The 19,333-nt window shown below is 71.0% G+C and carries 18 protein-coding genes and 1 pseudogene; 11 read left to right on the top strand and 8 right to left on the bottom strand.

Annotation, left to right across the window (positions count from 1 at the left end):
- The 8 genes from ortA to MM438_RS11965 all read left to right on the top strand — a co-directional run bounded on the left by ortA (nucleotide 1) and on the right by MM438_RS11965 (nucleotide 8,087).
- Nucleotides 1-291 carry a 2-amino-4-oxopentanoate thiolase subunit OrtA gene (gene ortA / locus MM438_RS12000; RefSeq protein WP_241452775.1) on the top strand — a complete coding sequence of 97 codons (291 nt, stop codon included), beginning with the start codon at nucleotides 1-3 and terminating at the stop codon, nucleotides 289-291.
- Nucleotides 288-1,730, top strand: coding sequence for a 2-amino-4-oxopentanoate thiolase subunit OrtB (ortB, locus tag MM438_RS11995; protein WP_241452774.1), 1,443 nt, complete (start codon nucleotides 288-290; stop codon nucleotides 1,728-1,730). Before ortA ends, ortB begins: the two co-directional genes overlap by 4 nt.
- A 6-nt stretch (nucleotides 1,731-1,736) precedes the next feature.
- Nucleotides 1,737-2,186 carry a D-ornithine 4,5-aminomutase subunit OraS gene (gene oraS / locus MM438_RS11990; RefSeq protein WP_241452773.1) on the top strand — a complete coding sequence of 150 codons (450 nt, stop codon included), beginning with the start codon at nucleotides 1,737-1,739 and terminating at the stop codon, nucleotides 2,184-2,186.
- 11 nt (nucleotides 2,187-2,197) lie between these two features.
- Nucleotides 2,198-4,444: a D-ornithine 4,5-aminomutase subunit OraE gene (gene oraE, locus MM438_RS11985; protein ID WP_241452772.1), complete on the top strand. Its 2,247-nt coding sequence runs from the start codon at nucleotides 2,198-2,200 to the stop codon at nucleotides 4,442-4,444.
- Between the two features lie 135 nt (nucleotides 4,445-4,579).
- Nucleotides 4,580-6,001 carry a glutamate mutase L gene (locus MM438_RS11980; protein WP_241452769.1) on the top strand — a complete coding sequence of 474 codons (1,422 nt, stop codon included), beginning with the start codon at nucleotides 4,580-4,582 and terminating at the stop codon, nucleotides 5,999-6,001.
- Complete coding sequence (locus MM438_RS11975) at nucleotides 5,998-7,113, top strand: alanine racemase (RefSeq protein ID WP_241452766.1); 1,116 nt, start codon at nucleotides 5,998-6,000, stop codon at nucleotides 7,111-7,113. The genes MM438_RS11980 and MM438_RS11975 overlap by 4 nt, the downstream gene beginning before the upstream one ends.
- A 50-nt stretch (nucleotides 7,114-7,163) precedes the next feature.
- Nucleotides 7,164-7,403 carry a hypothetical protein gene (locus MM438_RS11970; RefSeq protein WP_241452765.1) on the top strand — a complete coding sequence of 80 codons (240 nt, stop codon included), beginning with the start codon at nucleotides 7,164-7,166 and terminating at the stop codon, nucleotides 7,401-7,403.
- Nucleotides 7,404-7,406: 3 nt separating this feature from the next.
- Complete coding sequence (locus MM438_RS11965; protein WP_241452764.1) at nucleotides 7,407-8,087, top strand: hypothetical protein; 681 nt, start codon at nucleotides 7,407-7,409, stop codon at nucleotides 8,085-8,087.
- 234 nt (nucleotides 8,088-8,321) lie between these two features.
- Here MM438_RS11965 and MM438_RS11960 read toward each other — a convergent pair whose 3' ends face one another.
- Nucleotides 8,322-8,954, bottom strand: coding sequence for an acetyltransferase (locus MM438_RS11960; protein ID WP_241452762.1), 633 nt, complete (start codon nucleotides 8,952-8,954; stop codon nucleotides 8,322-8,324).
- Nucleotides 8,955-9,054: 100 nt separating this feature from the next.
- Between MM438_RS11960 and alr the strand changes: the two genes are divergently transcribed.
- Together alr and MM438_RS11950 are read left to right on the top strand one after the other, a co-directional pair.
- Nucleotides 9,055-10,191: an alanine racemase gene (gene alr / locus MM438_RS11955; protein WP_241452761.1), complete on the top strand. Its 1,137-nt coding sequence runs from the start codon at nucleotides 9,055-9,057 to the stop codon at nucleotides 10,189-10,191.
- An 83-nt stretch (nucleotides 10,192-10,274) separates the two neighbouring features.
- Nucleotides 10,275-11,240 (top strand): annotated as a pseudogene (locus MM438_RS11950) (lipopolysaccharide biosynthesis protein); the annotation flags it as partial.
- Nucleotides 11,241-11,315: 75 nt separating this feature from the next.
- On the opposite strand, the gene MM438_RS11945 reads toward MM438_RS11950, so the two are convergent.
- The 7 genes from MM438_RS11945 to MM438_RS11915 are packed head-to-tail and all read right to left on the bottom strand — an operon-like array spanning nucleotide 11,316 to nucleotide 18,575.
- Nucleotides 11,316-12,650, bottom strand: coding sequence for an O-antigen ligase family protein (locus MM438_RS11945; protein WP_241452759.1), 1,335 nt, complete (start codon nucleotides 12,648-12,650; stop codon nucleotides 11,316-11,318).
- A complete protein-coding gene (locus MM438_RS11940; protein ID WP_241452757.1) occupies nucleotides 12,647-13,741 on the bottom strand; it encodes a glycosyltransferase in 1,095 nt (364 codons plus the stop codon). Before MM438_RS11940 ends, MM438_RS11945 begins: the two co-directional genes overlap by 4 nt.
- Complete coding sequence (locus MM438_RS11935) at nucleotides 13,738-14,934, bottom strand: glycosyltransferase family 4 protein (RefSeq protein WP_241452756.1); 1,197 nt, start codon at nucleotides 14,932-14,934, stop codon at nucleotides 13,738-13,740. Before MM438_RS11935 ends, MM438_RS11940 begins: the two co-directional genes overlap by 4 nt.
- Nucleotides 14,931-15,572, bottom strand: a complete 642-nt coding sequence (locus MM438_RS11930) for a sugar transferase (RefSeq protein ID WP_338155548.1) — start codon at nucleotides 15,570-15,572, stop codon at nucleotides 14,931-14,933. The genes MM438_RS11935 and MM438_RS11930 overlap by 4 nt, the downstream gene beginning before the upstream one ends.
- Nucleotides 15,569-16,711, bottom strand: coding sequence for a DegT/DnrJ/EryC1/StrS family aminotransferase (locus tag MM438_RS11925; RefSeq protein ID WP_241452754.1), 1,143 nt, complete (start codon nucleotides 16,709-16,711; stop codon nucleotides 15,569-15,571). Before MM438_RS11925 ends, MM438_RS11930 begins: the two co-directional genes overlap by 4 nt.
- Nucleotides 16,708-18,249, bottom strand: a complete 1,542-nt coding sequence (locus MM438_RS11920; RefSeq protein WP_241452753.1) for a polysaccharide biosynthesis protein — start codon at nucleotides 18,247-18,249, stop codon at nucleotides 16,708-16,710. The genes MM438_RS11925 and MM438_RS11920 overlap by 4 nt, the downstream gene beginning before the upstream one ends.
- Nucleotides 18,213-18,575 carry a hypothetical protein gene (locus MM438_RS11915; protein ID WP_241452752.1) on the bottom strand — a complete coding sequence of 121 codons (363 nt, stop codon included), beginning with the start codon at nucleotides 18,573-18,575 and terminating at the stop codon, nucleotides 18,213-18,215. The genes MM438_RS11920 and MM438_RS11915 overlap by 37 nt, the downstream gene beginning before the upstream one ends.
- Before the next feature lie 154 nt (nucleotides 18,576-18,729).
- Here MM438_RS11915 and MM438_RS11910 point away from each other — a divergent pair, with 154 nt between their 5' ends.
- Entirely contained in the window at nucleotides 18,730-19,308 is a 579-nt protein-coding gene (locus MM438_RS11910; protein ID WP_241452751.1) for an arsenate reductase/protein-tyrosine-phosphatase family protein, read from the top strand.
- Nucleotides 19,309-19,333 lie beyond the last annotated feature (25 nt).

The raw sequence follows: 19,333 nt of genomic DNA, 5'->3' as shown, positions 1-19,333 counted from the left end.
ATGAGTGATCTCGTCCCCGCCGGCACCTGGGTGGAGATCGAGCGGGTCCTCCTGCGACCCGAGGACCGGTCCCCCCAGCTGCCCGACGAGACCCGCACCAAGCCCTATGTCCTGCGCATGTCCGGCTTCCTGGACGCCGAGGCCCGGGTCGGCGACGAGGTCACCGTCACGAGTCTGATCGGTCACCAGCACCCGGGCACCTTGCGTCTGGTGGCTCCGCACTACGAGCACTCCTTCGGCCGGACCGTGCCGGAGCTGCTGCACATCGGGATCGGGGAGGACTGGCGATGATCGTCACGCAGGCATCCATGCCCAAGGGCCGCGACATGTCGTACGCCGCGGTCATGGCGCGCAAGGTCGAGATCATGCGTGGCGCGCTCGGGATCGACTACGACACCTACGAGCTCACGCCGCTGGCCTTCGACTACGACCGGATGATGGCCGACACCGGCTACACGATCGAGCGGATCGCGCAGATCCAGGCCGAGACCAAGGTCGGCAACACGCCGATGTACGAGCTGCGCAACCTCACCGAGATGGTGCGGCGGATCAGCGAGCCCGGCAAGGGCGCTCGGATCCTGCTCAAGGACGAGGCGGCCAACGCGTCCGGCTCGTTCAAGGCGCGGCGCGCGTCGGTGTCCTGCTACGAGGCCCGCGAGCGCGGCTACGAGGGCGTCGCCACGGCCACGTCCGGCAACTACGGCGCGGGTGTGGCCTCCCAGGCGGCCATGCGGCGGCTGAAGTGCATCGTGCTGCAGGAGGTCTTCGACTCCGAGGGCATCGGCCAGCCGGAGATCGTCGAGAAGTCCCGCGCCTGCGAGGCCTACGGCGCCGAGGTCCAGCGCCTGTCGGTCGGGCCGGAGCTCTTCTACCAGATGCTCGTCACGCTGGAGACGACCGGCTTCTTCAACGCCTCGCTCTACACGCCCTTCGGCATCCGCGGCGTGGAGACCCTCGGCGCGGAGATTGGCCGTCAGGTGCAGGAGCGGTATGGCGTCGCCCCGGCCGCGGTCGTGGTCACCCAGGCGGGCGGTGGCAACCTCACCGGCACCGCCCGCGGGCTGCGCGCCGTCGGCTGCGAGGACACCCGGGTCGTGGCCTGCTCGGTCGACCTGTCCGGGCTGCACATGGCCAGCGACGTGGACTTCAACCGCAAGTCCTTCACCACCGGCCACACGGGCTTCGGCGTCCCCTTCGCCAGCTGGCCCGACCGCACCGACGTGCCGCGCAATGCCGCCCGCTCGCTGCGTTACATGGACGACTACCAGCTGGTGACCCAGGGCGAGGTCTTCTACGTCACCGAGCTCCTGACCAAGCTCGAGGGCATCGAGCGCGGCCCGGCGGGCAACACCTCGCTGACGTCCGCGGTGTCCCTGGCGTCGCAGCTGGGCGAGGACGAGGTCGTCGTCGTCCAGGAGACGGAGTACACCGGGGCCGGCAAGCACCACAACCGCCAGCTGTCGTTCGCGCGCGAGCGGGGCATCGAGGTGACGGTGGGCGATCCGGCGGGCAATGTGCCGGGTGAGCGGATCGTCATACCGGAGAAGCTCTCCCAGGTGCACGGCAAGCCGATGGACCTGGACCGCATCCGGCGTTCCTATCTCAAGAACGCCGTCAAGGTGCTGGCTCCCGAGCAGTGGACCGACACCGACTACGACTACCTCGCCGCCGAGACCAACACCACGCGTGCGTGGGTCGAGGCCAACCTCCCCACCCCCACGGAAGGCTGAACTGACATGACCGACGAGACCCCGGACCTCACGCCGCCGACCCCGGAGCGCGACGTCACCCCCGAGCCGACCGCCGAGACGACCAGCGACGAGCGCACCGCCCGCTTCGCGAGGCGTCAGGCCGAGCTCGACGCGATGAGCGACGAGGACCTCAAGGCCCGCTTCTGGGAGCTGTCGCACCAGATGATGGAGCCGGTCGTCGAGCTCGCCCGCACCCACACCAGCCCCTCCATCGAGCGAAGCATCCTGCTGCGCATGGGGATCGACTCGGTCAGCAGCCACGGCGTGGTCGACAAGATCCACGACAAGGGCCTGCTCGGCAAGGGTGCCGGCCACGTCGTGCTCAAGGTCTCCCACAAGCTCGGCTGCGACGTGCGCGCCGCCGCCACGGCGATCACCGACGACGACTCCGTCCTCGACGGGCTGTTCGACACCACCACCGCCCAGGCCAAGTGAGGGACACGACGATGACTGACCAGCAGCAGCCGATGGGTCCCCTGGACGAGAACGTCAAGCTCGACGTCGAGCACATCCTGGAGGACCTGGAGCACTACCGTCCCCGCCGCAAGGGCTGGGTCTGGCGCGAGGTCCCCGCGGACGGCGTCGACATGGGCCCCTTCCACTACCGCGACATGGCCGAGCCGCTCGCGAAGTCGCTGGGCCTGCCTGCCTCGAAGTACTTCGGGGGCATCGACCCGCAGCCCAAGTGCGTGGTCACCACGGAGATCGCCTCGGGTCGCTTCGAGGACGACATCCGCCGCATGCGCATGGCGGCCTGGCACGGCGCCGACCACCTGATGGTGATCCGCACGACCGGCCAGTCCCACATCGACGGCCTGCTCGAGGGCACTCCCGAGGGCATCGGCGGCGTGCCGATCACCCGCAAGCAGATCCGCGCGTCCCGCAAGGCCTGCGACCTGATCGAGGACGAGGTGGGTCGCCCGATCAACTTCCACTCCTACGTGTCCGGCGTGGCCGGGCCCGAGGTGGCGGTGCTCTTCGCGGAGGAGGGCATCAACGGCGCCCACCAGGACCCGCAGTACAACGTGCTCTACCGCAACGTGAACATGTACCGCTCGTTCGTGGATGCCGCCGAGGCCAAGAAGGTCATGTCCGGCGCCGGCATCTTCCAGATCGACGGGGCGCACAACGCCAACGCGACGGCCAAGGCCGGCTGGCTGGTCATGCCCGAGCTGATGGTGCAGCACGGCATCAACTCGGCCTTCTCGGTCATGGTCGGTATGCCGAAGGAGCTCATCGGCCTGTCCACGGTGCCGCCGAACTCCCCGCCGGCCCCGAAGCTCTGGTACGACCTGCCCTACGCCGTCGCGCTGCGGGACTTCTTCTCGGACTTCAAGATGCGCGCGCAGCAGAACACGCGCTACATCGAGGCCGACATCGAGGAGGCCGTGCGCACGCACACCATCGACACGTTGATCTCGATGCTGACGCGCGCCGACATCCAGTCCACGATCACGCCCGACGAGGGGCGCAACGTGCCGTGGCACTACAACAACGTCCGCGGCCTGCAGACCGTCAAGCAGATGTGGGCGGGCCTGGACGGCATCAACGACCTGGTGGGCCTCAAGCACGACGGCCCGCTCGGCGAGATGGTCCGCGACCTCAAGGTCCGCTCGGTCGCCTTCCTGGAGGAGGCCATCGAGCAGGGCGGCTACTTCGCGGCGGTCGAGAAGGGCTTCTTCGTCGACTCGGCGAAGTACCCCGAGCGCAACGGCGACGGCATCGCCCGTGACGGCCAGGGTGGCGTGGGCGCGGGCTCGATCATCGAGCGCGACGAGGACTACTTCGCGCCGGTGTCCTGCCACTTCGGCCACAACACCATCCCGGAGTTCGTGCACGAGCTGGTGGGGCACCGCGTCGAGCGGCCCGAGGACGCCATCGGCGGCGACACCCTGTCCGACCCGGACAAGATCGTCTACATCGACGAGCTCGACCCCGAGGACTCGGCGTCGGCGCGCCTGGAGGCGACCAAGCCCTATCGCAGCGGCGGCCAGATCAAGCCCGAGGCCGAGTGGGCGGGCGACGGCACGGTGCTGATCCAGCTCTTCGTCCCGGAGAACGAGGACATCGCCGACGTGTATGCCGTGGAGATGGCCAAGAAGATGGGTCTGCAGGACCCGGAGGTCATCAACACCGAGGCCATGCACCCCTCGGAGGGCACCTTCGTCGAGGTCAAGGGCAAGGTCGGCTTCGCGATCGACCGCTCGACGCTCAAGATCCCCGAGAAGGAGGTCATCCTCCCCGAGGAGGAGCTGCGGGAGGTCGTCGGCAAGGTCGGCCTGCGCGTCGTCGCCGGCACCGTCGGCGAGGACGAGCACTCGGTCGGGCTGCGCGAGATCCTGGACATCAAGCACGGCGGCATCGAGAAGTACGGCGTGAAGTACGACTACCTCGGCACCTCGGTCCCGCTGGACAAGATGGTCGACGCGGCGATCGAGACCGGCGCGCAGGCGATCCTGATCAGCACGATCATCAGCCACAACGACGTGCACCGGTCGATGATGCGCAAGCTCGACGCCCTGTGCCGGGAGAAGGGCATCCGCGACAAGGTCGTCCTCATCGCCGGTGGCACCCAGGTCAACCGCGAGATGGCGGCGGAGACCGGCCTGGACGCGACCTTCGGTCGTGGCACCAAGGGCATCCACGTCGTCAACGCCATGGTCAAGACGCTCCGCGCCCGCAACCAGGCCTGACCCACCGGGGGTGGTCGGACCAGCCGGGCCTCGTTGCCCGGGCGAGTCCGACCACCCCCGGTGAGCTCTCCCGCGGCCTCCGGGCACGCGACCCTCGTCCGCCCCGCACCCCCACCCGTCCCCGGAAGGACCCGCATGGCGTCCGTCGACATCCTGACCATCGAGGTCGGCTCGACCATCACCAAGGTCAACGGCTTCCGTCGCGCCGACGGCCGGCTGGAGCACGTGGCGCAGGGCTTCGCGCCGACCTCCGTCGCCCAGGGCGACGTGGGCATCGGCGTCGACGCGGCGATCGCCGACCTCGAGCAGGCCTACGGCGGATCCGTCGCCGGGGTCACGACCTACGTCAACAGCTCGGCGGCCGGCGGGCTGCGCATGACGGTGCACGGCCTGACCGTCTCGATGACCGCCCGCGCCGCCCGCGAGGCCTCCCTCGGGGCCGGCGCGATCGTCCAGCAGGTCACCGCCGGTGCCCTGGACGAGGACGACGTCGAGGACGTGCGCGAGCTCGCGCCCAACATCATCCTGCTCGCCGGCGGCGTCGACCACGGCGAGAAGAAGGTCGTCGTCGACAACGCCAGGGCGCTCGCCCCGGTCGCGGCCGAGCTGGGCGTCCCGGTGATCTATGCCGGCAACTCCGCCGCGCGCCGCGGGGTGACCCGCGCTTTCGACGAGCACGGCGTCGAGCTGCTGCTGGCCGACAACGTCTTCCCCGCGGTCGACGTGCTCGACGTGGAGCCGCTGCGGGTGCTGATCCACGAGGTCTTCAACCGTCACATCACCCGCGCCGCGGGGATGGGCCGCTTCGCCGAGATCACCGACCGCGGGATCCTGCCGACGCCGGGTGCGGTGCTGCGCGGGGCCGAGCTCTTCGCCGCGGAGCTCGGGGACGTGCTCGTCGTCGACGTGGGTGGCGCGACCACCGACATCCACTCGGTGACCGAGGGGTCCTTGGAGTATGCCGGGAAGGTGCTCGACCCCGAGCCGCGCGCCAAGCGCACCGTCGAGGGTGACCTCGGGGTCTACGTCAACGCCCGCAACGTGGTCGAGGCCTATGGCGACGAGACCTGGGCCGCCCGCCTCGACGACCTCGAGGCGATGCCCGCGACCGACCGGCAGCGGGAGCTGACCCGCTGGCTGTGCGCCACCGCCGTCCAGGTGGGCGTCAGGCGGCACGCGGGCAGCCTGACGGACATCTACACCCCCACGGGCAAGAAGCAGGTGGTCCGCGGCAAGGACCTCACCGCGGTGCGCTGGGTGGTCGCCACCGGCGGCGCCCTGACCCGCGTCGAGGGCTCGGCCGAGGTGCTGCGCTCGGTGTGCACCGGCCCGGGCGCGCACCTGCTGCCCGAGTCGACGGCGCGCGTGCTCGTCGACCGGGACTACCTCTTCTCGGCGCTCGGCACGATCGGGGAGGAGCTGCCCGACGAGGTGCGGGCGACCTTCCGGGCGTGGGTCGAGCAGGCCGACCCCGAGGGGGCCGCGGCATCGCGGCATACCGCTGAGACAGACGTCGACGCAGAGGACGCCGACCGGACCGCCGAGGAGCAGGCATGACCACCCACCCCACCCCGCGGCTGGAGATCTATCCGGAGCGGATCACCTACAACACGCTGGCCGTCTGCGGGCTCGCGCACGAGCACGGCGCGAGCGTGGCCGGTGTCGCCAAGGTGACCTGCGCGCACCCGGCCGTCGTGGACGCGCTGGTCGCAGGCGGGGTCGACATGATCGCCGACTCCCGCATCGACAACCTGCGGCACTCGCGCGAGCGGGGCATCGACCTGCCGCTGATGCTGCTGCGCATCTCCGAGCCGTCGCGGGCCAAGGAGATCGTGGAGTTCGCGGACATCTCGTTGAACTCCTCGCTCACCACGATGCAGGTGCTGTCGGAGGCGGCCATCGCGGCGGGCAAGCGGCACCAGGTGATCCTGATGGTCGACGTGGGCGACCTGCGCGAGGGCGTGTGGCCGGACCGCGCGGTGGAGGTGGCCTTCGGCGCGGCGCAGCTGCGCGGCATCGAGGTCGTCGGGCTCGGCTGCAACCTCGCGTGCTTCGGCGGGGTGGTGCCCAGCGAGGAGAACATGAAGGTCCTGGTCGACGTCCGGGACGCCGCGCGCGCCGCGACCGGTCTGGAGCTGCCGCTGCTGTCGGGCGGCAACTCCGCGTCGCTGCCCTTCCTCGCGTCGGGGCACATGCCCGAGGCGATCAACAACTTCCGGATGGGCGAGTCGATCATCCTGGGGCGCAACGTCTTCGACCGCTCGCCGTGGCCGGGCACCCGGCAGGACACGGTCAAGCTCGTCGTCGAGATCGTCGAGCTGGAGCGCAAGCCGTCGGTGCCGATCGGCAAGCGCGGGCAGAACGCCTTCGGCGAGGAGCCGGCCTTCGAGGACCGCGGGACGCGGCTGCGCGCCATCGTCAACCTCGGCCGTCAGGACGCCGTGGTCGACGGACTGGACCCGCTCGACCCCAACATCTCGATCCTGGGCGCGAGCAGCGACCACATGATCATCGACGTCGAGGACGCCGCCGACGCGGGCTCGCTGAAGGTCGGTGACGAGCTGGCGTTCTACCCGGACTACGCCGCGCTGCTGGCGATCTCGACGAGCCCGTATGTCGAGAAGGTCGTCGTGGGTCACCCGCGCAGGGGGATCCCCGCCGTCGACTGATCGCGCCGACCGGCCGGGCGGGGCCCTCCTCGTCCGGGTAGCCTCCTGCCATGCCCAGAGCCGGGATCGTCCGGTGCGCCCTGGGTGTCGCGCTGCTGACGTCCCCTGCCCTCACCGTCCTCACGGTCAGGAAGGGCACCGATCTCGACGAGAAGGGTGGTCGGCCCTGGCAGGTGTCGAAGGAGCGTTCAGGGCGACCTCACGGTGGTAGCGCGTGGAAGCTCTACCACCCCAAGAATCTCCGGGTCGCCACGCTGGACATCGACGGCAGGGTCCTTCGCTGGGGGTGAGGGATGTTCTGGAAGGTCGGCGTTGACGCGCCTGCAGGGGTCCTCCCGGCCGCGGTGCACCGGGTGCGCCGTGGGCCCGGCGGCGGGGTGGTGAGCGCCCACAGCTGGTGCGACGGCGTGGTCGCCGGCGCCGAGCTGCTCGACGACGAGCACGCGGTGGGGGTGTCGTTCGTCGTCGAGGCGTCCGGTCTCGGGACCGAGCTCCTGGCGATCCGCGACGGTCTGCTGACCGACGACGACGAGGTGGTCGCCCACGCGCTCGCGCACGAGGGGCCCCACCTGCTCTGGCTGACGCGGCCGAGCCCCACGTCGCGCGGGGTGGTGGTCTGCGACCTGGTGGCCTCGCTCGCCGAGTCGCTGCGCACCGCCCCGGCGGCGATCACGGACGACGCCCCGCTGCTGGAGGACCAGCTCGGGCTGGACGCCGACGAGGCCGCGTCGCAGCGCCTGCGGGCGTGGTCGCACGGCCCGCGCACCGCGCTGTGGTCCCCGCCGCCGGAGGGTGGGCTCGACGTGGTGACGGTGGTTCACGCCGATCGCTGCGGGACTGGCGTGCTGCGGCTCCTGCCGGGCCGGTCCGAGTGGTATCCGCACGGCTTCGGGGTCCAGGCGCTCCCGCAGGAGCCGGACGCCGACGTCGCCGGGTTGCTCGGCTGGGTCGTCGCCGACCTGGCCGGCCGCTGACCTGGTCGCGCAGGCCGAGCCTGCCCGCTGCCGGCGGCTGCGGGTCAGGTCGCGTGGGGTGCGTCGACGCGGGGCGGGCGAGCAGGCCCGGTGACCCAGGGCCTGTGCAGGGCGAGCGGTATGACGGGCGCCGGGACGACCCGGCCGCGGCCCGACCCGGCCGTTCCGGGCAACCTCGCCCTGCAAGGGATCCAGCGTCCCGAACCCGCGGGTGACAGGCCTCGGTCAGGCCCCTCACCAGCGGCCGGGGATCCCCGTGACCACGACGCCGGACGGCACGTCCTTGGTCACCAGGGCACAGGCCCCGACCACGGTGTCGTCGCCGACCGAGAGCCCTTGCAGCACATGGCTGCCCGTCCCGAGGAGCACCCGCGCGCCGACGCGCACCTCGCCCGCCACGACCGCGGCAGGGTTGGCGGACGTGCAGGACCCGAGCTCGCTGTCGTGGCCGATCGCGACGTTGGGGTTGAGGTGGACGTGCTCGTGCAGGGTGATGTTGGTCGTCAGCCGGGCGCCGGCAAGGATCACGGTGCCGGGGCCGATGGTGACGCGGGACCCGATGGTGGAGTCCGGGTGGATGGCGGTCGCGGCCCGGTGCCCGGCGGCGTCCAGGCGCGCGGCGAGACGCTCGCGGATCGCGCCGTTGCCGATGCCGACGACATACTCCGTGCTCGCGTCGGTGCGCTCCAACCACGCGTCGAGGGTGCCGAGGTGGGGGATGCCCCGGTCGGCGAGGCGCTGCAGGTTGCGCTCGGCCGGGGCGTCGTCGACGACGCCGATCACCGTGCGCCCCTGGGCGATCAGGACGTCGAGGGTCTCCCGGCCGAAGCCTCCGGCACCGACGACCAGGACTCCACGTGCCGACATGGTGGCCCCTCTCGCGCGACGATGCAGCGAGGCTACCTGCGCGGACGCCGCAGCGGCCCCCGGGCGCGCGGCGGGGACGGCGCTGTGGGATAACGGATCCATGCTCTACGCGACGCACGCCCAGGTCGACCTGTCCGCCATACGTCACAACCTCGACGGGGTGCGCTCCGCGGTGGGGGACCGGACGGTGCTGGTGGCGGTCAAGGCCGACGCCTACGGCCATGGGGCCGTGGCCGTCTCGCAGATGGTGCAGGCCACGGGGTGCGCCGACTGGCTGGGCGTGGCGACGGTGCCCGAGGCGCTGGAGCTGCGCGAGGCGGGCATCACCCTGCCGATCCTCAAGCTGTCGCACTGCTTCCCGGGGGAGGAGATGGAGGCGGCGATCGCCGCGGACGTCGTCACCGCGGTCCCCTCCCGGGAGTGCGCGGACGCGCTGCAGGAGGCGGCGGCCCGGGTGGGGCGGCCGGCGCGGGTGCACCTCAAGGTCGACACCGGTATGGCGAGGATCGGGGTCGCCGTGGCCGAGGCGGCCGAGGTCGCGGCCCACGTGGAGGCGCTGCCGGACGTGCGCCTGGAGGGGATCTTCACGCACCTGCCGGTGTCGGACACGGCCTCGCAGGACGAGTTCACCGAGGACCAGGTCGCCCGCTTCCGTGAGGTCGTGGACGCGGTGCACGCCCGGCTGGGCCGCGCCCTGGAGCACGTGCACTGCGCGAACTCCGGTGGCGTGCTGGGCCACTCGTCGTCGTGGCTGACGATGGTGCGGCCCGGGATCATGGCCTACGGCTACTACCCGGACGTGACCACCCCGCGGTCGATCCCGCTGCGGCAGGCGGTGCGGTGGGTGAGCCGGGTGAGCTTCGTCAAGCGGGTGCCGGCGGGCACGACCGTGGGCTACGGCCGCACCTGGCACAGCGAGCAGGACCGGTGGATCGGGACGATGCCGGTGGGCTACGCCGACGGCTACGACCGCCACCTGTCCAACCGCGGGCGCGTGCTGGTCGACGGACGCTCGTGCCCGATCGCGGGGCGGGTGTGCATGGACCAGACCATGATCGACCTCGGCCCGGCCGACCGTCCGTGCCCGGTCCAGGTGGGTGACGAGGTGGTGCTGCTCGGCGCGAGCGGCGAGAGCGCGATCACCACCGACGAGATGGCCGACCTGCTGGGGACGATCACGTACGAGGTGACCTGCCACATCGGCAAGCGCGTGGGGCGGACCTACATCGACGCCTGACGCGCAGATATGACTTTCTGCAACAGAATTCTGGCATAGTGTTGCCGTGAGTAACTGCATCGGCTGGCTGTAGCGGTGTCCGCATGAGCTCCGCACGTCGCGGTGCGCTGGCCATCGTCGGCGGTACCGCGGGCGGTCAGCTCGTGGCGCTCGCCTGCGCCCCGATCATCAGCCGGTTGGTGCCTCCGGCTGACTATGGCCCCTTCGCCGTGGTGAACGCCGCGATCGTCGCGCTTGCCACGGTGGGAGCCCTCCGTCTGGACCTGGCGATCCCGGTGCCCGACGACGATGGTGAGGCGCTGGACATCGCCCGCCTCGCCCTGACGACAGCCACGGTCCTCGGCCTGGTGCTCACGCTGGTCGCCTGGTTGGCCCGAGAGCCCGTGGTCGCGGCCTTTGACCTCGACATCGATCCCTCCCTGCTGGTCTGGATTCCGCTGACCGCATCCCTGGCCGGGGCCTTCACGGTTCTCAACCAGCTGGCTATACGCAGGCGGATGTATGCCGCGATCGCGCGGCGCACCATGGTTCAGGCTGCCGCGGTGTCGCTGATGCAGGTGGGAGCGGCGACGTTCCACGGGGGTGCCCACGGCCTGGCTTTCGGACTCGCCGCCGGACAGCTGATCGGCATCGTCACCCTGGTCCGGGCCCTGCGTACGAACGACGCAGCGTGGCACCGTCACCACAGGGGGTCGATACGGGCCACGCTGGTGCGATATCGGACCTTCCCCCTCCTGATGGCACCGTCAGGCCTGGTCAACTCGCTGGGGTTGCAGGCCCCGGTGCTGATCCTGGCGTCGCTCTACGGCACGACCGTCTCCGGATGGCTCGGCATGACCCAGCGGGTCCTGGGACTGCCGCTCGCCCTCGTCGGGGTGGCGCTGGCGCAGGTCTACCTGGGGGAGTTCGGGGCGGCGCGACGGACGCGATCCCCGGAGCTGATGGGTCTGTTCCTGCGCACATCGGCACGACTGCTGGCGGTGGGTCTTGCTCTGGGGACCGCGTTGATCGGCCTCGCCCCATGGGCCTTCGCGACCGTCCTGGGCTCGCAGTGGCGAGTCAGTGGGGATTACGCGCGTGTCATGGCAGTGGGCCTCGTGTGCCAGCTCGTGGCGGCCCCGCTCTCACAGACCGTCGTGGTGATGGGCAAGGTGTCGTGGCAGGCGGGCTGGGACGTGTTCCGCCTCGTTCTGTGCGCCGGTGTCGTCGTTCTGGGCCACCACCTGGCGTGGCCCGCCCCGATGACGGTCACTGCTCTCGGAGCGGCTTGGGCGCTGAGCTATGCCGCCTTGTGGGTCCTGTCCTGGTGGTCCCTGCGCGGGGGCACGCATCTGGGCCGCTAGAGCCGCTCCGATGGCCACCCACAGGCCACGGTTGCCGTTCACGTCGCCCGACACCAGCGCGTTGAGCAGGCCGAACAAGAGCAGGGCCGTCATGGCTAGCTCGCCTGGGAGGGCCTGATGACGCCATTGGCGACCTAGCGCAACCGCTAACGCTGCGCACGTCGCGGCTCCGGCCGCCCAACCGCCCTCTGAGGCAACTTCGACGATGACGTTGTGGGGATACTGCACGTAGCCGGAGTCGAGCGTGGCGAAGCCCATGTAGTCGTAGAGACCGCCCCACCCGATGCCCAACGGATGGTGAAGTGCGGCGTCGACGGCATAGCGCAGCAGCATGCCGCGCATCTCGGCCGAGGCTCCCGCGGTCTCGAACAGCCGGCTGTCGGCGCCACCGGACGCGGCCCAGGCACCCCCCAGGGCAAGGAGCAGCAGGACCAGCAGGGTTCGCCAGATCCGCCCGGAGGTGCGGGAGAGAGCCACCACGGCGAGGACCGCCAGCACCGAGGCGAGCACCGGCCCTCGGGAAGCGGTACGCAAGACGACATAGCCCGCTACGAACGCCAGCAGGAGTGCGAACTCACGGTGCTTCCGTCGAGTCAGAGCCACCGTGAGCAGGACAACCAGAGCGCCGCCGGCGGCACGTCCCAGACCGATGGTGCTGCCACCTTCTGAGTACAGGCGTGAGGTGGACCCGGCAGGGTCCACGAGCGCCAGGGCGATCGTGACGAATCCGACAGCCACGACCGATCGCAGCCAGCTCCGCCGTCCTCGGGGGCTGTCGAGCAGCACCAGCCCGCCCATGACGCACAGCGGCGCCAGCACGAAGACGTGGATGACCTTCTGCGATGCATAGGTGTTCTCCGGTGAACTGCTGCTGAGCAACCCGCTGGTGAGGGTGGCGAACCACAGCAGGAGCGGTACCGGTGATCCTCCGGGCCGTCGTCGCACCGCCAGTGTCCACAGCACGACCACGAGCACGACTGCACCAGCCAGGATCGTCAGGTCAACGGGGATCCAGGCCAGGTAGCGCGATCCCTTGACATAGCCACCGAGGGCGAGGACCGCCAGAGCCGTAGGGCCGATGATGGGGGTAGTACTGCGGGCCCCCGGCGAGGTCATCGGCCCACCAGGTCCGTCACTAGGGCGCAGAGTCGAGCAGCCTCGTTCTCGAAGCTGAAGTGCTCCACCACCGCTTGGCGGCCACGGGCCCCCATCGCGGCAGCTTCCTCGGGATCGGACAGAAGGAGCTCGACGGCCCGGGCCACGGCGCGAGGATCGGTCGCATCGACGAAGAGCCCGCAGCGGTGAGGGCCGAAGGTCTCGACCCAGTAGGGAAAGTCGGACGCCACGAAGGGGCGGCCGGCCGCGAGGTACTCGTAGACCTTCGTGGGTTGGGACTCCAGGTAGTTGGGGAGCGGGAGGAGGACGGCCAGACCCGCTGCGGACCGGGCCAGGAGCGGGGGAACCTCGTCCGGGGCCAGCGTCCCGAGGTGGGTCACCCCCTCCGGGAGAGGCCGACCAGCCACCTCCTCAGCACATGGTCCTGCCAGCACGACCTCCAACGGGCGGGTGACCAGGCGAGGCAACGCGCACATCGCCTCGTAGCCGCGGCCCGCGCTGATCCCCCCTGCGTAGCACACGACGGGGGAAGCATCGGTGGGATACGGCTCAGGCTCGGGAAAGTCGCTCAACCATGGGTAATTCTGCACCAGCACGGTCCGGGCAAGTTCATGGCGGCGACCGATGTGCGGGGTTGCGACGACGACGGCATCGAGTCCGCGGTCGGCCAGACCCTCCAGGGCGCGAGCGGCGCGAGCCACCACGGGCCGAACGAGTCGGGGCAGGTAGGGCTTTCCTGCCACCTGCTGCGGGAGGTCCTCGTGAGCGTCGTAGATCACCCTGCAACCGGGGTGCACGAGCCGATAGAGCAGGAGCAGCGGGATCAGCTCGGGGTCGTGCCCGTGGACCACGTCGGGCCGTCGTGCGGACAGCCGCCGCCACGCCGCCACCGGCCCGAGGACCATGCGCGACAATCGGCCTCGGTGCCTCGGGAGTCCGAGCACGGGTATGCCGTGGAGGACCTCGTCGCGATCGTGGACAGCCACCAGAATCACGTCGAACCCTGCCTGGGCGAGGGCGGTGCACTCCTTGCGCAGGATGCGGTTGTCGCTGACGGGGTGTGCGGTCGTGACGTGCATGACGCGTCTCATCGCGGTGTCCTCCTGCCTGCGTGGTCGTCACACACTCGATCCAGGACCGTCGCCAGGCAGCGAGCCGCCTCGCCCCGTGAGAAGCGCGTGCGGATGAGGGTGTGCGCGGTGTGGCGCCACGTGGCTCGCTGCTGATCATCTGCGGCTTGTACGAGGCGGATTCCATCCGCCAGAGAGCCGGAGTCGCCAACGTGGCCGCACCGGTCACGGCCGATGAGTCCGGTCACCGCATCCCCGGCGTTGCTGACGACGGGCAGACCCGCCGCCAGATAGTCGAACAGCTTGTTGGGGCTCATTCCGAGCCGGAAGACATCCAACGGCGTCACGGAGTGGACGCCGATGTCGCAGCAGGCCAGCAGCACCGGGAGGTCTTGCTTCGGGACGGGGTCAGTGAACCGGACGTTGCTCAGGCCCTCCCGCCGGGCACGAGATTGGGCGTCGTCCTTGGCCGGGCCGTCACCGACGAGCAAGAAGTCCACCTCGGGGATGCTTGCCGCAGCATCGAGGATCAGGTCGATCCCGTCCTTGGGTCCGTGCGCCCCCGCGAATACCGCTGTCGTCCGGTCGATCCCCAGGGAACGGCGCCTCTTCTCGCGGTCGTTGGACGAGAGGTGTAAGTCGTAGGGCTCCGTTCCGTTGGGAACGATCGTGCAGTGTTGCAGATCGGCGCCCAGCCTTGAGAGGTGCTGCTCCCAACCTGGCGTGACGACGACGATCTCGTCAGCTCGTCGGACGACGAACCGTTCGATCGCCTCGAGAACTCGATGAGGCGGTGATCCGCGGGTGAGAAGCCCTGCTGCGACGAAGGACTCTGGCCACAGGTCCCGGATCTCCAGTACCAGCGGGACGCGAATCATTCGGGCCAGGGTCCATCCGGCGACAGCGGTCAGCAAGTGTGGCGAGGAGGCGAAGACCACGTCAGGTCGGTGCCGGAGGCCGAAACCGAGGGCCTGTACGCAATAGGCGACCCAGGACGCCAACCGGGCTCTCGGGCTCCCATCGCTGGCAGGCACAGGCAGGAGGCGAAATCCGGGGTCGTCGGTCGTGAATCTCTTTTGGCTGTAATGGTTGCGGTCGCCCGTCAGAACCACCGACCGCCAGCCCGGGCAGCGGCTGAACAGATCGGCATGGCGGGTCCCTCCTCCCTGGTCCCGGGGAAGGGCGAACTGGTTGAGCACAAGGACGCGTCTCATCGGGGTCCTCCGGCGGTCGTGGCTGACTCCGCGCTGCCGTGGAAGGCGGGCATCGTGGCGTGGCCCTCAGCGCTCACGCCACCTCGGCCCAGCACGGTGGCGATCGTGCGCGCCAGGATCTGCAGGTCGAGACCGAGGCAGCGGCGGTCGACATACTCCACGTCCAGGGTGAAGCGCTCCTCCCAGGGCAGGGCGTTGCGGCCGCTCACCTGGGCGAGCCCGGTCAGGCCTGGGCGGACCTCGTGCCGGCGCATCTGATCCGTGCTGTAGAGCGGCAGGTAGTCCATCAGCAGCGGGCGGGGCCCGACCAGGCTGAGGTCTCCGCGCAGCACGTTCCACAGCGTCGGGAGCTCGTCGATGCTGGTCGCCCGCAGCCAGCGACCCAGCGGGGTCAGTCGAGCGGCGTCGTCGCCGGTCCCGCCGACCTGGGAGGGCAGCAGCATCGTGCGCATCTTCACCATCTCGAAGGGCTTGCCGTGCAGACCGGGTCGGGTCTGGCGGAAGAGCACGGGCGTGCCCATGGTCCGGCGCACGGCCAGCGCCGCGGCAGCCTGCACCGGCGCGGTGACCACCAGGCCCGTCGCCGCGACGGCGATGTCCAGCCCACGCTTGAGGCGTTCGTACGTCGAAGGATTCACGCGGCCTCCCGCAGGGTGGCGCGCAGGGCGACGACCACCCGGTCCACGTCGTCGTCGGTCAGGTCCGCGCCGCTCGGCAGGTTGACCCCCTGGGCGAAGAGCATCTCGCTCGTCCCGTCGAGGAAGGCGCGGCGCCCGGCGAAGACCGGTTGCAGGTGCATCGGCTTCCACAGGTGCCGGGCCTCGATCTCCTGCTGCGACAAGGCAGCCACCACATCGTCGGCGGTGGTGGACCACACGGCGGGGTCGAGGACGATGCTGGTGAGCCAGCAGTTGTCCTGGGTGTCGTCGCGATCGGTCCCGCGCCCGAGGAGACGGATCCCCGGGAGCCCGCCGAGGAGACCGGCATACCGCTGCCGGATCTCGCGGCGCCGCCCGATCATCGTGTCGAGCCGCGTGAGCTGGCCCCGTCCGAGGGCCGCCAGGATGTTGGACAGGCGGTAGTTGAAGCCGATGTCCTCGTGCTCGTACCACGGCACCGGTTGCCGGGCCTGGGTCGCGAGGTGTCGCGCGCGCTCGACGACGGCCGGGTCGTGGCTGAGCAGCATGCCGCCGCCGGAGGTGGTCATGATCTTGTTCCCGTTGAAGGACAGGGCCGCCGCCAGCCCGAAGGACCCGGCCGCCGCCGTCCCGAGCGAGGCTCCGAGCGCCTCGGCCGCGTCCTCCACGAGCGGTATGCCGTGCTCCGCGAGACCGGGGGCGAGCACGCCGTAGTCGGCGCATCGGCCGAAGAGGTCGACCGGGATCGCCGCGGCCACGGTCCGGCCCTCGGCGCGGAGCTCGTCGCAGGCGCGCAGCAGCAGGTCGGCGTCGACGTTGCCGTCGTCCGCCCGGCTGTCGACGAAGGCCAGGTCGGCGCCGGTGTAGGCGACGGCGTTGGCGGTGGCGGCGAAGGTCATGGTCGGCACCACGACGACCGTCCCGGGCCGGGCGCCGAAGTGCAGCAGGGCCAGGTGCAGAGCAGCGGTCCCGGAGCTGAGCGCCAGCGCGTGCGGCACCCCCACGCGCTCGGCGACCTCGTGCTCGAAGGCGTCGACGTGCGGCCCGAGGGGTGCGACCCAGCCCGAGCGCAGGGCGTCCAGGACGAAACCCTCCTCGACGGAGGTGACCTGGGCGCGGGACAGGTGGATGCGGCTCATCGGCGGTCTTCTCGCGCGGGCTGCTCGGTGGGGAGCGCCCCGGCCAGACCGAGGTGGTCGGCGGGAAGGGGGCCCTGGCCCTCGCGGGCGCACCCGCGCATCCACCCGGCCGCGCGCTCGTGCGTCAGCGGCATGCCGTCCACCGTCGTGCCGTCCAGGGGTGGCACGTCCACGCTGCTCACCAGCGGGTGGGAGGTGCCGCGGGAGCGGTCGGCGGCGTTGAAGAGGTCCTCGGACATCTTCTCGCCGGGGCGCAGCCCGGTGTAGACGATGCGCACGTCCGTGCGGCCCGACATGGCGACCAGCGTCTCGGCGATCTCGGTGATCCGCACCGGCCGGCCCATGTCGAGCACCATGACCTCGCCGCCGGCTCCCATCACGGCCGCCTGCATGGTCAGCTGGCAGGCCTCGGGGATGAGCATGAAGTAGCGCTGCACCTCGGGGTGGGTCACGGTGACCGGGCCCCCGCGGGTGATCTGGCGGGTGAAGGCCGGGATCACAGAGCCGCGCGAACCGAGGACGTTGCCGAAGCGGACGCTCATGTAGCGCCCGTCGGCCCGCGCGGCCATGTCGGCGGTGAGTCGCTCGGCGATGCGCTTGCTGTAGCCGAGCACGCAGACCGGGTCGGCGGCCTTGTCGGTCGAGATGTTGACGAAGGTCGACACCCCCGACGCCTGGGCGGCGCGCAGCACGTTGAGGGTGCCGAGCACGTTGGACTTCCACGCCTCCAGGGGGTAGCGCTCCAGCAGCGGCAGGTGCTTGAGCGCGGCGGCGTGGAAGACGACGTCGGGCCGGTGCTCGCGGAAGACCCGCTGCATCGCCTCCTGGTCCCGGATGTCGGCGAGTACGATCGTGTCGCTCTCGAGCAGCCCGTTTCCCTGCAGGTCGAGCTGCACCCCCTGCAGGGCGGACTCGTCCCGGTCGAGCATGACCAGCCGGGCCGGCTCGAACCGCGCGATCTGGCGGCACAGCTCGCTGCCGATGCTTCCACCGGCGCCGGTGACGAGCACGGTGCGGCCGGCGAGCTGACCGGCGATCGCGGTCTCGTCGAGGGTGATCGGTCGGCGGCCCAGGAGGTCCTCGAGGTTGACGTCGCGGATGTCTCGGGAGGTGGGGTCCTGCCCGAGCAGCTCGCCCATGGTGGGCAGCACCATCGCCGTGAGGCCTGCCTCGCGGGCCCGGTCGTGCAGCTCGCGCACGGTCTCGGCGTCGGCCTCGCGGATCGCGATAATCATCCGCTGCGCGTGGGTGGCGGCCGCGACCCGGCCCAGGTCAGCGCGGCCCCCGCGGATCCGCACGCCCTCGACGGAGGTGCGGTGCGTCGTGCGGTCGTCGTCCAGGAGAGCGACCGGGCGGTATGCCGAGGTCGGGTCCTCCCGCAGCGCGCGGATCAGCGCGCGGCCGCTGCGGCCGGCGCCATACACCAGCACCCGCTCCTTGCCCTCGGCCCGGTCGTCCTCGCGGCGGCGGGCGGCGCGCACGACGAAGCGGGCGGTCATCATCAGCAGCACGGCCAGGAGCATGGCGATGACGGGCACGGCGCGAGGCAGCACGGGGGAGGCACCAGCAGGGTCCAGGCGAGCAGCCCGGCGCCGGTGATGACGGCCGTGGTGGTGACGTCCAGCACCTCCTCGAAGGAGCCGCGGGTGTGCCCCTTGCGATAGGGGCCGGTGGCGACCGAGACGAGGGCATAGGCCGCGCCGCTCGTCAGCGCCGCCGCGGAGATGCTCGGCAGCAGGACCGGGGCCAGGGCGAAGGAGTAGCGCACCCACGTCGCGAGGAGCACCGCGGCCACCCAGGCGAGCGTGTCGGCGGCGGCCCAGGTCAGCCGGACCAGACGGTCGCGGCGGGCGACGAAGGGCATGGCGATCCTTACGCTTGGTAATTGACTTCCCCCTAAAGTAACGGCAAGGGCGTCCCCATGGGGGCCCGTTCGTCACCCAGAGCGACCGATCTCCGGAGGAATTCTGCGGCGACACTGCCCATGGCCCGACGAAAGGTGACATAGCGTGACCCCCATGAGCGAGCCCGCCCGCATCCTCGTCGTGTGCACCGGCAACGTGTGCCGCTCGCCCTACGTCGAGCGGCTGCTCCACGGGGCGCTCGACCGGGCCTGGGGCCCAGGCGCGGTCGAGGTGGCCAGCGCCGGCACCGGCGCCCTCGACGGCCACCCCATGGACCCACGAGTCCTCGACCGGCTGCGAGCGGCCGGGGGCTCGGGGGACGACTTCCGGGCGCGGGCGCTGACGGTGGAGCTCGCAGCGCGGGCCCGGCTGGTGCTGACGGCGACCCGCGATCACCGGGCGGCGGTGGTCCGCCTCGCGCCGCGCGCCCTCGCGCGGACCTTCACCCTGCTCGACCTCGCCGACCTCGCGCGCGACCTCCCGGACGAGGCGCTGCCCGCCAGAGGTATGCCGGGGGACTGGCTCACCGCGGTCGTGCCCCTGCTCGCCGCCCGGCGCGGGCAGCGACCTCCGTTGCCCCCGCAGGAGGCGGACCTGGTCGACCCCTACCGTCAGGACACGGCCGTCCTGGACCGGATGACCCGTCAGGTGGCCGGGGCGCTCCCGCAGGTGCTGCGGGTCCTCGGCGCCTGACCGCCCCGGGGCTCGCCGGGAGGCG

This window comes from Arsenicicoccus dermatophilus (assembly GCF_022568795.1).
GTDB lineage: Bacteria > Actinomycetota > Actinomycetes > Actinomycetales > Dermatophilaceae > Arsenicicoccus > Arsenicicoccus dermatophilus.
The sequence above is the reverse complement of the archived record's forward strand: the minus strand, read 5'-3'. Positions and strand labels throughout refer to the sequence as shown.